The 15,260-nt window shown below is 75.1% G+C and carries 14 protein-coding genes; 4 read left to right on the top strand and 10 right to left on the bottom strand.

Going from position 1 to position 15,260, the window contains the following annotated elements; translation table 11 throughout:
* Window positions 1–55: 55 nt before the first annotated feature.
* Both mptB and KPF47_RS22150 read left to right on the top strand, forming a co-directional pair.
* Complete coding sequence (mptB, locus tag KPF47_RS22145; RefSeq protein WP_224390771.1) at window positions 56–1,675, top strand: polyprenol phosphomannose-dependent alpha 1,6 mannosyltransferase MptB; 1,620 nt, start codon at window positions 56–58, stop codon at window positions 1,673–1,675.
* Window positions 1,656–2,648, top strand: coding sequence for a phytoene/squalene synthase family protein (locus KPF47_RS22150; protein WP_224390773.1), 993 nt, complete (start codon window positions 1,656–1,658; stop codon window positions 2,646–2,648). The genes mptB and KPF47_RS22150 overlap by 20 nt, the downstream gene beginning before the upstream one ends.
* Before the next feature lie 475 nt (window positions 2,649–3,123).
* Here the strand turns inward: KPF47_RS22150 and KPF47_RS22155 are convergent, their stop codons facing one another.
* Complete coding sequence (locus KPF47_RS22155) at window positions 3,124–4,356, bottom strand: IS110 family transposase (protein ID WP_224389991.1); 1,233 nt, start codon at window positions 4,354–4,356, stop codon at window positions 3,124–3,126.
* Window positions 4,357–4,589: 233 nt separating this feature from the next.
* Complete coding sequence (locus tag KPF47_RS22160) at window positions 4,590–4,943, bottom strand: Rv2175c family DNA-binding protein (RefSeq protein ID WP_224390775.1); 354 nt, start codon at window positions 4,941–4,943, stop codon at window positions 4,590–4,592.
* Window positions 4,944–5,066: 123 nt separating this feature from the next.
* On the opposite strand from KPF47_RS22160, the gene pknB reads away from it, so the two are divergent.
* Entirely contained in the window at window positions 5,067–6,932 is a 1,866-nt protein-coding gene (pknB, locus tag KPF47_RS22165; protein WP_224390780.1) for a Stk1 family PASTA domain-containing Ser/Thr kinase, read from the top strand.
* Between the two features lie 61 nt (window positions 6,933–6,993).
* Here pknB and KPF47_RS22170 read toward each other — a convergent pair whose 3' ends face one another.
* Genes KPF47_RS22170 through KPF47_RS22180 form a run of 3 tightly spaced genes read right to left on the bottom strand, consistent with a single transcriptional unit; the run spans window position 6,994 to window position 10,254 of the window.
* On the bottom strand, window positions 6,994–7,857 hold the full coding sequence (locus KPF47_RS22170) for a ribokinase (RefSeq protein WP_224390781.1): 864 nt from the start codon (window positions 7,855–7,857) through the stop codon (window positions 6,994–6,996).
* Complete coding sequence (locus KPF47_RS22175) at window positions 7,854–9,239, bottom strand: MFS transporter (protein WP_224390782.1); 1,386 nt, start codon at window positions 9,237–9,239, stop codon at window positions 7,854–7,856. The genes KPF47_RS22170 and KPF47_RS22175 overlap by 4 nt, the downstream gene beginning before the upstream one ends.
* Window positions 9,240–9,273: 34 nt before the next feature.
* Window positions 9,274–10,254, bottom strand: coding sequence for a nucleoside hydrolase (locus KPF47_RS22180; protein WP_224390783.1), 981 nt, complete (start codon window positions 10,252–10,254; stop codon window positions 9,274–9,276).
* Between the two features lie 119 nt (window positions 10,255–10,373).
* Between KPF47_RS22180 and KPF47_RS22185 the strand changes: the two genes are divergently transcribed.
* Window positions 10,374–11,390 carry a LacI family DNA-binding transcriptional regulator gene (locus tag KPF47_RS22185; RefSeq protein WP_224390784.1) on the top strand — a complete coding sequence of 339 codons (1,017 nt, stop codon included), beginning with the start codon at window positions 10,374–10,376 and terminating at the stop codon, window positions 11,388–11,390.
* A gap of 14 nt (window positions 11,391–11,404) precedes the next feature.
* On the opposite strand, the gene KPF47_RS22190 is transcribed toward KPF47_RS22185, so the two are convergent.
* The 5 genes from KPF47_RS22190 to KPF47_RS22210 form a co-directional block, all read right to left on the bottom strand.
* A complete protein-coding gene (locus tag KPF47_RS22190) occupies window positions 11,405–12,430 on the bottom strand; it encodes a WD40 repeat domain-containing protein (protein WP_224390785.1) in 1,026 nt (341 codons plus the stop codon).
* A 112-nt stretch (window positions 12,431–12,542) separates the two neighbouring features.
* A complete protein-coding gene (locus KPF47_RS22195) occupies window positions 12,543–13,946 on the bottom strand; it encodes a class II 3-deoxy-7-phosphoheptulonate synthase (RefSeq protein WP_224390786.1) in 1,404 nt (467 codons plus the stop codon).
* A gap of 28 nt (window positions 13,947–13,974) precedes the next feature.
* Window positions 13,975–14,475: a polyadenylate-specific 3'-exoribonuclease AS gene (locus KPF47_RS22200; protein WP_020626438.1), complete on the bottom strand. Its 501-nt coding sequence runs from the start codon at window positions 14,473–14,475 to the stop codon at window positions 13,975–13,977.
* A gap of 90 nt (window positions 14,476–14,565) precedes the next feature.
* Window positions 14,566–14,907 (bottom strand): HepT-like ribonuclease domain-containing protein, encoded by a 342-nt coding sequence (locus KPF47_RS22205; RefSeq protein ID WP_224390787.1) that lies wholly within the window; start codon window positions 14,905–14,907, stop codon window positions 14,566–14,568.
* A 39-nt stretch (window positions 14,908–14,946) separates the two neighbouring features.
* On the bottom strand, window positions 14,947–15,258 hold the full coding sequence (locus KPF47_RS22210) for a nucleotidyltransferase family protein (RefSeq protein WP_224390788.1): 312 nt from the start codon (window positions 15,256–15,258) through the stop codon (window positions 14,947–14,949).
* Window positions 15,259–15,260: the final 2 nt, after the last annotated feature.

Genomic DNA, 15,260 nt, shown 5'->3' on the forward strand with positions numbered 1-15,260 from the left:
CCGGGGGGCGTGGAATCATGCTCCCGACGATGCCCGACCAGCACACACGGACACGATGACGGCTCAGCCCTCGCCCCCGCTCCCCCGCCCGGCCGCACCCGGACCGGTGACGCCGGGCCCCGGCGCGGGCGCGGTCGTGCCCCCGCCGCCCGTCCCGCGGCCCGCGGCCCCCGGGTTCGCCGAGCGGTTCGGCTCGCCACCGCGGGGGGTCCTGCTGCTCGGGCTGGCCGGGACCGTGCTGATGTTCCTCGGTTCGTTCGGCGGCGGCGGGATCCCGATGCGGGACCCGGTGATCGGCAACTCGGCGCTGTCGTTCTGGCGCTACGGCCACGGCGCGATGCTCGCGACGATCGTGATCTACACCGGCCTGGTGCTGATGGTGTGGGCATGGGTGCGGCTGGGGCGCGCGGTCCTCGCCCGCCGCGCCGGCGGCCGCGCCGTGCTGACGACGGCGGCGGTGTGGATGCTGCCGATGCTCGTCACCGCGCCGCTGTTCACCCGCGACCCCTACAGCTACCTCGCCCAGGGCGCGCTGCCGCTGGCCGGGTACGACCCGTACGTCGTCGGCCCGGACACCATGGGCGGGATCTTCACCGACAACGTGCACTTCTTCTGGCAGGACACCCCCGCCCCGTACGGGCCGCTGTTCATCCTGCTGGCGCAGGGCGTGGTCCTGCTGGCCGGCCAGAACGTGCTGCTCGGCGTCGTCCTGATGCGGCTGACCCTGGTCACCGGGCTGGCGCTGCTCGTCGCGGTGCTGCCCGCGCTGACCCGGCGGCTCGGCGGGCGGCCCGCGGTCGCGCTGTGGCTCGCCGTGGCGAACCCGGTGATGGTCGTGCACATGGTCGGCGGGGTGCACAACGACCTGCTCGTCGTCGGGCTGCTGCCGCTCGCGGCGCTGCTGGCGCTGCGCCGGCGGTTCGTGTGGGCGATCGCCGTCGCGTCGCTGGCGATGGCGGTGAAGGCCTCCGCCGGGATCGTGCTGCCGTTCCTGGTGCTGGTGTGGGCGGCGGGGCTGTCGGGCGGGTTCTGGTCGCGGCTGGTCCGGGCCGGCGTGCCGTCGGTGACCGTGTTCGGTGTCGTGTTCGGCGGGGCGACCTGGCTCACCGGGTTCGGGCTGGGCTGGCTGCCCGCGCTCAGCGCGCCGTCGATGATCGTGAACTGGCTGTCGGTGCCCACCGCCGTCGGACAGGCGACCGCGAGCGTGGCCGGGATGTTCGCCGAGGACGTGAACACCCAGGCGTTCGTCGACACGTCGCGGTTCGTCGGCGCGGTGGTGATGGGCCTGCTCATCGCGCTGCTGTGGTGGCGCGGCCGCGACGATCCGCGGGCCGCGGTACGCAACGCCGCGATCGCCCTCGCGCTCGCCGCCGTGCTGTCCCCCACCACGCTGCCGTGGTACCTGAGCTGGGGATTCTGCCTGCTCGCCATGACCCCGTGGAGCGCGCGCGGGCTGCAGTGGGTCGTCGCGGGCTCGATCTGGCTGATGATCGTGTACTTCCCGGACGGCGAGACCGCCCTGTACGTGCCGCATTACCTGCTGGTGTGCGCGCTGGCCGCCGCGCTGGCCGCGGTGTCGCTGCTGCGCCCGGACCCGCTGGGCCTGCGCCGCGCGACCGCGGCCCCGGCGGCATCCCCGAGCACCCCCGCCGACGATGCGGTCCTCCGCGGCTGAGCGGGCCGGACGCGTCGAGCTCGACGCCGCCGGCCTGACCGACCCGCAGCTGCGGGCCGCCTACGCGGCCTGCCGCGCGCTGCACGCCGAGCACGGACGCACCTACTTCCTCGCGACGCGGCTGCTGCCCCCGGCCCGGCGGGTCGACATCCACGCGCTCTACGGCTTCGCCCGCTTCGCCGACGAGATCGTCGACGACCCCGACGGGGCGGGCGGCGGGGACCCGCACACCCGGCTCGACGCCCTCGACGCCGAGCTGGAGGCCGCGCTGGCCGGGTCGCCGCTGCCGGGCAGCAGGCCCGAGGTGCTCGCCGTCGCCGAGACCGCCCGCCGCCACGACCTCGCGGCGTCGCTGTTCCGGGACTTCATGGTCTCGATGCGGATGGACCTCACCGTCACCGACTACGCCACCGACGACGAACTGGCCGTCTACGTGCACGGCTCCGCCGCGGTGATCGGGCTGCAGACCCTGCCGGTGCTCGGGACCGTCGTCCCGCGCGCGGAGGCCGAGCCGCACGCCGCGCTGCTGGGCGTGGCGTTCCAGGTCACCAACTTCCTGCGCGACGTCGGCGAGGACCTCGACCGCGGCCGGGTGTACCTGCCCGCCGACGAGCTCGCCGCGTTCGGCGTCGACCGCGAGCTGCTGGCCTGGAGCAGGCGTACCGGGCGGCCGGACCCGCGCATCCGCCGCGCGCTGGCCCACCTGGTCGCCCGTACACGGGCCACCTACCGGCGGGCCGACCCGGGCATCCCGATGCTGGAACCGGTGTCGCGGGCCTGTGTCGGCGCCGCCAGGGTGCTGTACGCCGGGATCCTCGACGAGATCGCCGACGCGGGCTACGACGTGCTGACCCGCCGGGTCGCGGTGCCGAACCGGCGCCGGGCCGCCGTCGCGCTCCCCCGGCTCGGCCGGGCGCTCGCCGCCCGCGGGACCCAGCTGGCCCGCGACCGCGTCCGCCCCTCCCGGGGCTGACCGGCCCGGCCCCGCACGCCACACCGCGCCCACACCGCGCCCACGCCGCGCCACGCCTCGCGACTCCGCACACGGCGCCCGCGCCACGCGACTCCGCACACGGCGCCCACGCCCCGCACGAGCGGGCTGCTCGTACGAAAGGTTCGTACGAAGGGCCCGCTCGTGTGGCCCAGGGTCGGGCACCCCGACCCCGGGCCGGGCGGCGTGGGCGGCGGGCCGGGCATCACGGCGACGAGCCGGGCATCACTGCGACAGGCAGGGCGGCGTGGGCACCGCGCCCGCGCCCCCGCACGAACGGGCCGCTCGTACGAAAGGTTCGTACGGAAGGCCCGCTCGTGCAGCCCGGGCGGGGCACGACGGGCCCGGGCGGGGCACGACGGGGACGCGGGGCGTGACGGAGCCGGGCGAGGGCGCGACGGACGCGGGCCGGGGGTGATGGATCCGGGCGGAGCCGGGGGGTGTCTCTATGGGTTCGTCAAGCGGCGGCGAGTTCTGGATCGGGGTTGTTGACCGTGGGCGGGTTGTAGGGGCGGCGGTCGCGGAGCATGGCGTAGATGACGTCGGTGCGGCGTCGGGCGAGGCAGATCAGGGCGGCGTTGTGTCGTTTGCCGGCGGCTCGTTTGCGGTCGTAGTAGGCGCGGCTGGCGGGGTCGGCCAGGGCGGCGAATGCGGACAGGAACAGCGCGGATTTCAGGGCGTGGTTGCCGCGCTGGGATCGGGTTTCGCCTTTGATCGAGGTGCCGGAGCGGCGGGTGACTGGGGCGAGGCCGGCGTAAGCGGCGAGGTGCCCGGCGGTGGGGAACCCGGAGCCGTCGCCGACGATGGTGAGGATCTTGATGGCGGTCCTGACCCCGAGTCCGGGCATCGAGGTCAGGACCGGTCCAAGAGGGTGGGCCTCCAGGCGGGCTTCGAGCTCGTCGGCGAGCTGGTCGCGTTCGGTGTGGACCTGGCGCAGCTGCCCGGCGACGCCGGTGATGACACGGGCGAACGCGGCCGTGCCGGGAACGGTCAGGCTCTGGGCGTCGAGCGAGGTCAGGATCTGGGCGGGAAGGGTGCGGGCCAGTCGAGGCGACCGGGCCCGCATCGTCTCGGCGATCCCGTCAGCGCCGAGCTCTCGCAGGGCTTGCGGGGTGGGCGCGGCCGCGAGCAGGTCGAGCACGCCACCGCGGTCCAGGCGTGGCCCGAGCAGGCGTTCCAGGGCGGGATGAACATGCAGCAGGGCGTCGCGCAGCCGGTTCGTCAGCCGGGTGCTCTGCCCAGCCAGGTCATCGTCGTAACCGGCGAGCACAGTGAGTTCGGCGAGGGTCTCGTCGTCGGTGCCGACCCGGCGCAGGGTGTGCGGCATCGTCCGGGCGGCCTCGGCGATCACGTGGGCGTCGCGGGCGTCGGTCTTGGCCTGCCCGGGATGCAGGTCGGCGATGCGGCGCATCGCCAGCCCGGGCAGGTAGGCCACCGTGATCCCCAGATCACGAGCGACGGCGATGGCCAGCGCTCCGATCGAGGCGGGCTGGTCGATGACCATCAGCACCGCGCCGTGCTCGGCCAGCCCGGACAGCACGGTGCGCAGCGCCGATTCGTCGTTGGGCAGGGCCTTGTCGTGCACCCGCTTCCCGTTGGTGTCGACCGCGCAGGCGTGGTGTTCGGACTTGCCCACGTCCGGGCCGCAGAACACCGCGAACCCGGTCGGGTGCTGGTCAGGATCGGGCAACCGCCGCTCCCTTCTCGTCGCGGCAGGCCGACCACGAGCACCCGCGCCGGCAGCCACGTTACGAGCAGACCACACGGGTCAGGTCTCTATCAGCGGTCGTTGGCGCCCTCCGGCCACGGCGACAACACCCCCCAGATCATCGGGCGACAGGGGCAGTCAGTCATACCGCGGCCGGCGGCCTGCAAGCCCTCAGCGGGCTTGATCAAGAAGGTAACGGGGCGCGGGTCGGTGGGTCAGAAGGCCATGGCCTGGGCGCGGCGCTTGATCTCCTTGTGCCGGCCCGCCCGCAGCGCGGCGATCGGGGCGCCGGGCAGCGACTCCTCCTCGGTGAACAGCCAGGTCAGGATGGCGTCGTCGTCGTAGCCCCCGTCGCGGAGGACGACGATGGTGCCGGGCAGTCCGCGCACGACGCCGCCCTGGTCGAGCAGGGCGGTCGGGACGACCACGTCGTGCCCGTTCTTGAACGACAGGAGCTGCCCGTCGCGGACGAGCTGGTGCACCCGGGAGACGGGGATCGACAGGCGGTCGGCCACCTCGGCGACGCTCAGCGTCTCGTCGGTGACAGCGGCGGGGAGGGACTCGTTCACAGCCGGACACTGTCCCACACCGCGCCGGTCGGTGCCGACGCCCGCCGGACCGCGCCGCCCGGCGGGCTCCGACGCCGACCACCTGCGCGGGCACCGGGATCCGCACCGGTAATCTGGCCCGCGATGAGCTCACCGTCCGGTCCGGCCGATCCCGGCGCCCCGGGTGGGGCCGGGCGGCTCGCCGCCGACGGCCCCGCCGAGGTGCTGCTCGACGGCCGCTACCGGGTCGGCCCGGTGCTGGCCCGCGGCGGCATGTCGACGGTGCACCACGGCACCGACACCCGTCTCGAGCGCGCCGTCGCGATCAAGGTGATGGACCCGAGGATGGCCGGGGACCAGGCGTTCCGGACCCGGTTCGACCGCGAGGCGCGGCTGGCGGCCCGGATCGACCACCCGTCGGTCGTCGCGGTCTACGACCGGGGCACCGTCCCGGCGGGCCGGCTGGGCGAGGCCAGTCTGTTCGTGGTCATGGAGCTGGTCGACGGCGGCACCCTGCGTGACGTGCTGCGCGCCCGTGGCGCCCTCGGGCTGCCCGCGGCGGTGCGGGTGCTGGAGCCGGTCCTCGCCGGTCTGGCCCGCGCGCACCGGCTCGGCATGGTGCACCGCGACGTGAAGCCGGAGAACGTCCTGATCTCCTCCGGCGGCGAGGTGAAGGTGGCCGACTTCGGTCTGCTCACCGCGGCCGCCGAGGCCGGCGTCAGCCACGCCGGGATGATCCTGGGGACGATGGCCTACCTCTCCCCCGAGCAGGTCGTGTCCGGGCGGGCCGACGGCCGCAGCGACGTCTACGCCGCCGGGGTCGTGCTCTACGAGATGCTGACCGGGCAGCCGCCCTACACCGCCGACAACCCGCTCTCGGTGGCCTACCGGCACGTGAACGAGGACGTGCCGCCGCCCTCGGCCCTGGTCCCCGGTCTGCCGCCTGCCGTGGACGCGCTCGTCGCCCGGGCGACCTCGCGGGACCCGGAGCTGCGCCCGGTCGACGCCGAGCACTTCCGGCGCGAGCTGCTGGACATGGCCGACCGGCTGGGACTGCCCCGGACGGCGACACCGCGCCCGCCGGGCCCCCCGCCGCCCGACGACGGCGCCACCCTCCCCGCGGGCCCGCTGCGCCACCGGCCGCTCGACGCCGCCGTCCCCGGCCCCGGCGGGACCCGGGTGCAGGCCCGCGGTCGTGGCGCGCACGGCACCGCCGTCACCCCGGCCGGCCAGCCGGAACCGATGACCCGTGAGGAGCTCGCCGGGCGCCGCCGACGTGGCCGCCGGGTGTTCGCGCTCTGGATGGTGCTGCTCCTGCTGCTGGCCGCGCTGGCCGGGACGGGCGCCTGGTGGCTCGGCTCGGGCCGCTGGACCACGATGCCCGCGGTCACCGGCCTGGACCGCGAGCAGGCGACCGTGCTGGTCGCCGACTCCGATCTCACGCCCACGGTCACCGAACGCGCCGACGACGACGTGGCGCCCGACCTCGTCGCGCAGGTGGACCCGGCACCGCAGACCCGGGTGCTGCGCGGGACCACGGTCACCCTGGTGGTGTCCACCGGACGTCCCGCGGTGCCCGACGTGCCCGCCGGCAGCGCCGTGGACACCGCGGAGGACGCGGTGCGCCGCGCCGGGCTGACCCCGGTGCAGTCCACGACCGCGTCGGAGTACAGCACCGAGGTGCCTGCCGGTGCGGTCGTCAGGACCGACCCGCCCGCCGGGACGCGGCTGGCGGGCGGTGCCCCGGTCACCCTGGTGACCAGCCGCGGCACCGAGCCCGCCCCGCCACCGCCCCCACCGCCTGCGGAGTCTTCGGCCCCCGTGTCGGTGCCGTTCGTGATCGGCATGCGCGCGGACGAGGCGTCGGAGCTGCTGCGGCAGGAGGGTTTCGACGTCGACGTGGAGCGCAGCTTCCCGTTCGGCCGTCGCGACGGGCACGTCGTCGGCCAGGACCCGGGCGCGGGCGGCGACGCCGAGCCGGGCGACACGATCACCCTCACCGTCCTCTGAGCCCCGCATCCGCTCCCCGGGGACGCCCGGGGAGGACGGGACGGTACCGGCGTCCGGGCGCCTACAGCCCGAAGCGCAGGCGCTCGTCCTCACCGACGACCGGCAGCTGCGCCCCGGCGACGGTCACCGCGAGGGCACCGGCGCGCACGGCGTAGCGGGCCGCGTCGGCCAGGTCGTCCCCGGCGGCGAGACGCACGGCGACGGCGGCCAGGAACGCGTCGCCCGACCCGGTGGTGTCCACCGGGTCGACCCGCATCGCCTCGACCGTGGTGACGGTGTCGGGTCCGGGGTCGTGGACCTCGCAGCCCGCGGCCCCACGGGTCACGACCGACCGGGCCACCGGGTGGTCCCCCAGCAGCGCGGCCTCGTGCTCGTTGACCACGAGCACGTCGGTCGCGTCGAGCAGCTCCGGCGGCACCGCGGCGGAGGGCGAGAGGTTGAGCAGCACGGTGGTCCCCGCCGCACGGGCGGCCCGGGCGGCGGCGAGCACCGTCGGCGTCGGGATCTCCAGCGACAGGGTGAGCACCGCGACGTCGTCGAAGGAGGGCAGGTCGGCGGCGGCCAGTCCGGCGTTCGCGCCGGGCGAGACGACGATGGTGTTGTCGCCCGTGGCGTCGACGGTGATGACCGCGGTGCCGGTGGCCGTGCCGGGGCGCACCACCACCGCGGCGACGTCGGCCCCGGCCGCGGCGACGGCGTCGCGCACCGTGCGGCCGTGGTCGTCGTCGCCGATCGCGCCGACCATCGCAACCGCGACGCCGGCGCGCGCGCCGAGCCGGGCGGCGGCGACGGCCTGGTTGGCCCCCTTGCCGCCGGGACCGGTGGTGAGGTCGGCCCCGGCGACGGTCTCCCCCGGCCCGGGGAAGCGCTCGGTGCGCACCACCAGGTCGGCGTTGAGCGAGCCGACCACCAGCACGCGGCTCATCGGGCGTCCGCCAGGTCCGACGCGCCGGCCGTCTCGGCGGCGGCGGGGCGCGGGATGAGCAGCGACAGCGCGAGCGCGGGCGCGGTGCAGGCGGCACCGGTGAGCATCCCCGCGGTGTAACCGCCGACCCCGGCCTGCTCCGCCCCGCCGACGGCGACCTGCACCGCGGGCAGCACCACGAAGCTGATCCCGGCGCCGAGGTTGAACGCGCCCGCGTTGAGCCCCGGCAGTGTCCCGGGCCGGTCGGCGGGCGAGAGCAGCACGCCCAGCCCGTTCAGCATGATGTTGGCGATGCCGGCGTAGGTGATGCCGAGCAGCAGCGTCGCGACCACCAGCACGGTGAACGAGTGCACCCCCACCAGCGCCAGGACGACGGTGGCGACGACGCTGCCGCCCAGCCCGACCCGCAGCACCGTGCGGTAGCCGAGCACCGGGGCCAGGCGCCCGGCGAACGGCCCGACCAGCCAGCCGATCAGCGCGTACGGGGCGAGCAGCGCCAGCGCGGTGACGTCGGCCGCCAGCCCGAACCCGGCCGTCGCGTTCTGCGCGATCGAGGCGACCAGGCCGTTCACCACGGCGAACACCCCGGTCATGGTCAGCAGCGTGGTGCCCAGCGTCGCCCAGGTGGCGCGCCGGCGCAGGTCGGCGGGGGCGACCAGGGGCTCGGCGGTGCGGCCCTGCAGCCACCAGAACGCGACCGCGGCGACCGCGGCGAGCAGCACGTAGGCGCCCACCAGCGCCCAGCGCGCGTCGGCCAGCGCACCGGCCTCGTCGAAGGCCAGCAGCAGCGCCCCGACGGCGACGACCAGCGGCACCACCCCGCGCCAGTCCATCCGGGTGCCCGCCGAGGGCCGGGACTCCACGCCCCACACCGCGACGAGCACCAGCGCGACCACCGTGACCCCGGCGATGACCCAGAAGATGGACCGGAAGCCGTGGTGGGTGGCCAGCCACCCACCGAGCAGCGCGTCGAGGCCCGCGACGCCGCCGTTGACCGCGGTGATCAGGCCGAGCACGACGCCGTAGCGGCGCGGGTCGGCGATCTCGCTGCGCAGCACCAGCAGGCAGATCGGCACGACCGGGCCGGTGACGCCCTGCAGCATCCGGCCCGCGAGCAGCATCCCGACGTCCACCGCGAGCGCGGCGACGACGCTGCCGACCAGCATGACGGCCAGCATCGCCAGCAGCACCCGCCGGCGGCCCACGATGTCGGACAGACGCGGCAGGAACAGCGAGAACATCGCCGCGAGGGTGAAGAACATCGTCTGGGACAGACCGACGGTCGCGTCGTCGGTGCCCAGCTCGCGCGCCATCGTGACCAGGGCGGGGCTCAGCATCGAGGCGTTGAGCTGGAACGCCACGCAGGCGGCCAGCACGGCCACGACGAGCGTGAGGACCGGGCGGCGGTCGGGGTGGTCATGCGGTGCGCCCCGCCGCCGCGGCGAGGGTGGCCCCGGCGGGGTCGCCGATGGTCCGCAGCGCCTGCACGACGAGCTCCCAGAAGCGGCCGTGGTCGAGCTCCAGCGCGGCGTGGGTGCGGCAGCCCTCCGGTGCCGGGCCGCGCCGGTCGGCGACCGTCATGCCGGTGGTGTGCCGGCCCGCGGTCTCGACGACGATCGGCATCGGGAACGCCCGCACGATCGTCGGGTCGATGACGTGGGCGACGGCGCACGGGTCGTGCACCGGCGGGGCGTCGAAGCCCTGCACGTCACGGTAGGTGGCGGCGAAGAAGTCCAGCAGCTCGTCGACGAAGCGCGCCGGACCGGTCCCGACGGCGCGGATCGCGCGGCGCACCTCGGGACCGGCCAGCGCCTGGTGGGTCAGGTCGAGCCCGACCATGACCACCTCCCAGCCCGCCTCGAACACGATCGCGGCGGCCTCGGGGTCGATGGCGATGTTGAACTCGGCCACCGGGGTCCGGTTGCCGACGGCGACGCCACCGCCCATGAGCACCACCCGCTTGACCCGCGCGACGATCTCCGGGGCGCGCCGGGCGGCGAGGGCGATGTTGGTGAGCCCGCCGGTGGGGACCAGGGTGACGGTGCCCGGCTCGTGGGCGAGCACGGTCTCCACGATGAGGTCGACGGCGTGCGTGTCGACGGCGGCGAACGTCGGCTCGGGCAGCTCGGGGCCGTCCAGCCCGGTCTCGCCGTGGATGTCGGCGGCGACGGCGATCTCGCGCAGCAGCGGGCGGTCGGCCCCGGCCGCGAACGGCACTCCGGTGATCCCGGCCAGGGTCGCCACCGAGAGCGCGTTGCGGGTGACCTTGTCCAGCGTCTGGTTCCCGACGACCGTGGTGACGGCGAGCAGCTCGATCCGCGGGTCGCCGTGGGCGAGCAGCAGCGCGATGGCGTCGTCGTGCCCCGGATCGCAGTCCAGGACGATCTTCTCGGTCATCTCCGGTGTCCCACTTCGTCGTCGCGGTGGCCCGGGTGCTCCGGGACGTGTCGACTGTGACCTGTCAAGCGTATGACGTCAAGCGCTTGATGTGTGGCGCGTCCGGGTACGCTCTGCCGATGGCAGGACCGGTGGGCCGGCGGGTGACCGCGGCGATGGTGGCCCGGCGGGCAGGGACGAGCGTGTCCACCGTGTCGCTGGTGGTGAACGGCAAGTCGCGCGGGCGGGTGTCCGCGGTGATCACCGAGCGGGTCCGGGCGGCGGTGGACGAGCTGGGCTACGTGGTCGACCACGCGGCGAGCTCGCTCGCCCGCGGCACCACCGATCTCGTCGTCCTGCTCGCCCCCGACCTCCCCAACCCCTACTTCGGGCGGGTCACCACCGGGATCCGGGAGGCGCTGGGCAGCAGGCACCAGCTGATGCTGTCGGTGATCGAGGGCGGCGAGCAACCCGGCGCCGACGACGTCCGCCGGGTCGCGGCCTTCCGCCCGGCCGGGCTGCTGGTGCACGCACCGTCCCCGACGTTCCTCGACGACCTGGAGGCGGGCGGCCCGCCGCTGGTCCTGATGGACGCCCCGGGGTTCGAGGGGCGCGCGGCCACCGTGACGTTCGACCTGGAGCCGGGCGTGCGCGCGCTCGTCGCGCACCTCGCCGCGGCGGGTCACACGGTGCTCGCCTACCTGGAGGGGTCGACCCCCTCGGCCACCTTCACCGTGCGCCGCGAGCTGCTGGGCCGGGTCGCCGCCGAGCACGGCCTGCGGGTCCTCGACGACGGCACCCGGGCCGGGCTGACCCTCGACGCCGCCGCCGACGTCGGCGCCGAGGCGCTGCCCCGCTGGCGGGCGGCCGGGGCGACCGCGGTCGTCGCGGCGGCGGACACGATGGCCTACGGCGTCCTGACCGCCGCGCACCGGCTCGGGCTGGCCGTGCCGGACGACATCGCCGTCGCCGGGTTCGACGACCTGCCCTACTCGCAGGTCACGGCGCCGCCGCTGACCAGCGTCGCGCTGCCCGCCGAGGAGCTGGGCCGGGCCGCGGCGCAGCGGCTGACCGGGGTGCTCGCCGGGGACGGCGACGGCGCCGGGACCCCCCGGCTGCCGTCGCGCCTCGCGGTCCGGGCCAGCACCGGCGGCTGAGCCGGCCGGGCCGCTCAGCCGAGCGACCAGGTCCAGATCTCCCCGCTCGACCCCGACACCGCGTGCCGCCCGTCCGGGGTGACGGCGACGTCGAAGCCGGCACCCCGGTTCTGCATCCGCTCGACCACCCCGCCGGTCGTGGTGTCCCACACCCACAGCCCGCCCTGGTTGCCGGTGGCGACCACCCGGGACCCGTCCGGGGTGAAGGTGACGGCCTGCAGGTAGTTGACCGGCCCGGTGAGCACGCGCACCGGTGCGCCGTCGGAGGTCCGCCACAGGTGGACCCGTTCGCCGTCGGTGGCGGCGGCGACCAGCTCGCCGTCCGGGGCGAACGCGACGCCGTTGACCGCCGACCCGTCACCGGTGTCCAGGGTCGCGCCCGGGGTGCCGTCGGCGCCGACGAGCACGACGGCGCCGTCGGTCCCGACCGCGACCGTCCCGCCGTCCGGGGACCAGGCCAGCGCGCGGGCGGTGTCCGGGACGGCGACGACCGGGCCGGGGTCCCCGCCGGGCAGCGCGTGGAAGCGGACCGTGTCGTCGTCGGCGCCGGTCACCAGGGTCGCACCGTCCGGGGCGAACGCGACCGCCTCGACGTCGCCGTCGTGGCCGGGGAGCTCCACCGGGGCTCCGCCACCCAGGTCGTGGAGCCGCACCGCGCCGCGGTCGGATCCCGACGCCACCGTGCGCCCGTCCGGGCTCAGGGCGACGTCGTTGACCGCGGTGCCGGGCTCCCCGGGGAGCTCGCAGACCGCGGCCCCGGCGGCGCGGTCCCACAGCGTGACCCGGCCGGAGCGGTCTCCGGCGACGAGCAGGTTCCCGTCGGCGGACAGCGCGAGTGCCAGCACCGTGCGGGCATCCCGGCCCAGGGTGAGCCGCTGCCCGACCGCGCCCGGCGCCGCCGCCGTCGGCGGGACCGGGGCGGGAGCATCGGCCGGCGCCGCGCACCGGGGCGCCGAGGACGCCCCGCCCGACGCCGCCGTCGTCGTACCGCTACCGCAGCCTGCCACCGGCAGTACCGCCAGCAGCAGCGCCGGCAGCATCGCGCCGGCTCCTCCCAGCCGTCGTCGTCGCACGGGACTCCCCCTCCGTCGGAACCGGTCGAGAGGGATTCAACCGGACGAGGAGGGGGATACCGACCGTAGGACTACCGGCTCAGCCGCGCAGCATCTCCGCGACGAGGAACGCCAGCTCCAGGCTCTGCTGGGTGTTGAGCCGCGGGTCGCAGGCGGTCTCGTACCGGCCGGCCAGGTCGGTGTCGGAGATCCGCTGCGCGCCGCCGAGGCACTCGGTGACGTCCTCGCCGGTGACCTCGACGTGGATGCCGCCGGGATGGGTGCCCAACGAGCGGTGCACCTCGAAGAAGCCCTGCACCTCGTCGACGATCCGGTCGAAGTGACGGGTCTTGTAGCCGGTCGAGGCCTCGTGGGTGTTGCCGTGCATCGGGTCGCACTGCCAGATGACCTTGTGCCCGGAGGCGGTCACCTTCTCGACGATCGCCGGGAGCACGTCGCGGACCTTGTCGTTGCCCATCCGGGAGATCAGCGACAGCCGGCCGGGGCGGTTGTGCGGGTCGAGCCGCTCGACGTACTCGACGGCCTGGTCGGGCGTCGTCGTCGGGCCGATCTTCATCCCGATCGGGTTGGCCAGCAGCTCCGCGAACGCGACGTGCGCGCCGTCGAGCTGCCGGGTGCGCTCACCGATCCAGAGGAAGTGCGTGGACAGGTCGTAGAGCTTCGGCGACTCGCCGCCGGTGGGGTCGCGCTCCAGGTCCAGGCGCAGCATGGCGCGCTCGTAGTCGAGCAGCAGCGCCTCGTGGCTGGCGTAGAACTCGACCTGGTGCAGGTTGTGGTCGCGCACCCCGCAGGCGTCCATGAAGCGGACCGCGCGGTCGATCTCGGCGGCCACGGCCTCGTAGCGCACGCCCGCCGCGGAGGTGCGGACGAAGTCCTTGTTCCAGTCGTGCACCTTGGACAGGTCGGCCAGCCCGGTCGCGGTCAGGCCGCGGACCAGGTTCATCGCCGCCGAGGCGTTCGCGTAGGCACGCACCATCCGCGACGGGTCCGGGATCCGGCCCGCGGGGTCCGGGGCGAGCCCGTTGACGATGTCGCCCCGGTAGGACGGCAGCCCGGCCGCGTCGACCGGGGAGCTGCGCGGCTTGGCGTACTGCCCGGCGATGCGCCCGACCTTCACCACCGGCATCGAGGCGCCGTAGGTCAGCACGACGGCCATCTGCAGCAGGGTGCGGATCGTCGCCCGGATGTGCGGCTCGGTGTTGTCGACGAAGGTCTCGGCGCAGTCGCCGCCCTGCAGCAGGAACGCCTCGCCGTTCGCGACGTCGGCGAGGCGGGACTGCAGCCGGTCCACCTCCGGCGGCAGCACCACCGGCGGGACGGATTCCAGCACCTTCCGCACGCCGCCCACCTGGGACGGGTCGGGCCACTCGGGCTGCTGGGCGGCGGGGCGGGAGAGCGCGTCGTCCAGCGCGGAGCGCAGGTCCGCGGGCAGCGGCGGCAGCTCCGGGAGGACGTCGATCGGCGCGTCGACGGACCAGTTCACGCGACCCAGACTAGGCCGCGGTCCTCGGTCACCGGGGCGCGGCCCCCGTGGCGAGGGTCTCGGCGATGACTTCCCAGCGACGCAGGTTGTGCCGGGCGTCGGCGAGCGCGTCGTGCGCCTCGGCGGGCGGTGGCGGGAGCGCCGGGCGGCCCGCGTCCTCCCACCGCTGGCGCAGCTCGCGGGTGAAGCGCGGGATCGGCCGGGGCAGCGCGGGCATCGCGCCCCACAGCTGGCACAGCGCCACGTGGTCGTAGGCGGCGATCCAGGCCCACAGCTCGACGTCGCCGGGTGCACCGGTGCAGAAGTCGAGGATCTCCTCCCGCATCCGGGCGCGTGACATCCAGGCGCGGTCGCTGGGCGGGGGCAGCTTGGGCAGCACGTTGGCCCGCACCCACTTGCCGGCCCGGTCCGGGTCGAACTCGGTGGACACGGCGTAGAACTCGCGTCCGTCCTCGCCGACGATGCCGATCGACACCAGGTCGATCGTCGTGCCGTCCTCGATGAACTCGGTGTCGTAGAAGAAGCGCATTGCCGTCCTGGATTCGGGTTCGGTCGCGGATCTGTGCCACCCGGCGACGAGCGTACGTGCCGCCCTCGACGTGACCGGCACGGCTCCGGGTCAGCAGCCCTCGGGGTCCCGTATCGCGCGCAGCCGGACGGCCAGTGCAGGGACCTCTCGGGACACGGCGGACCAGAGGATCTCGAGATCGATCTCGAAGTACTCGTGCACGACGCGGTTCCGCATCCCGGCCAGAGCCCGCCACGGCACCTCCGGATTCGCCAGGGTCGTCTGCTCGCTGACCCGCGCCGCGGCCTCGCCGAGAACCTGCACCAGGTGTGTGAGAACGATCTGCAGATCCTCGTCGGCGTCGAACCGTTCCCGACCACGGGCGACCCGTACAGCTATCTTCTCCGTCGCCTCCACCATGTCGGCGATCCGCTCGCGGTCACGCCGAGGCACGCGGGCCCCCACCGTCGCAGGCTACGACACCCCGTGTCGTCACACCGGCACCGCCTCCGCGAGCACACGATCGCGGAGGCGCTGCTTGATCCCGTTGACGGTCACGACCTGGGTGAGGACCCCCAACGTGTCCTCGACGCCGAGTGCGAACGCCGTGAGGTCCAGGTATCCCCGCCCGGGCTCCACGTCGACCAGCAGGTCGAGATCACTGTTCGGGGTGGACTCGCCGCGGGCGACGGAGCCGAAGACGCGGATGTCACGCACTCCGCTCGCACGACCGAGCTCCCGGATGTGCTCACCGTGCTCCCGTACCTCGGAGAGGGTCAGCCCCTGGCGCATCCGAGTGGTCATGA

The sequence above is a fragment of the Pseudonocardia sp. ICBG1293 genome (assembly GCF_020131355.1).
Taxonomy (GTDB): Bacteria; Actinomycetota; Actinomycetes; order Mycobacteriales; family Pseudonocardiaceae; genus Pseudonocardia.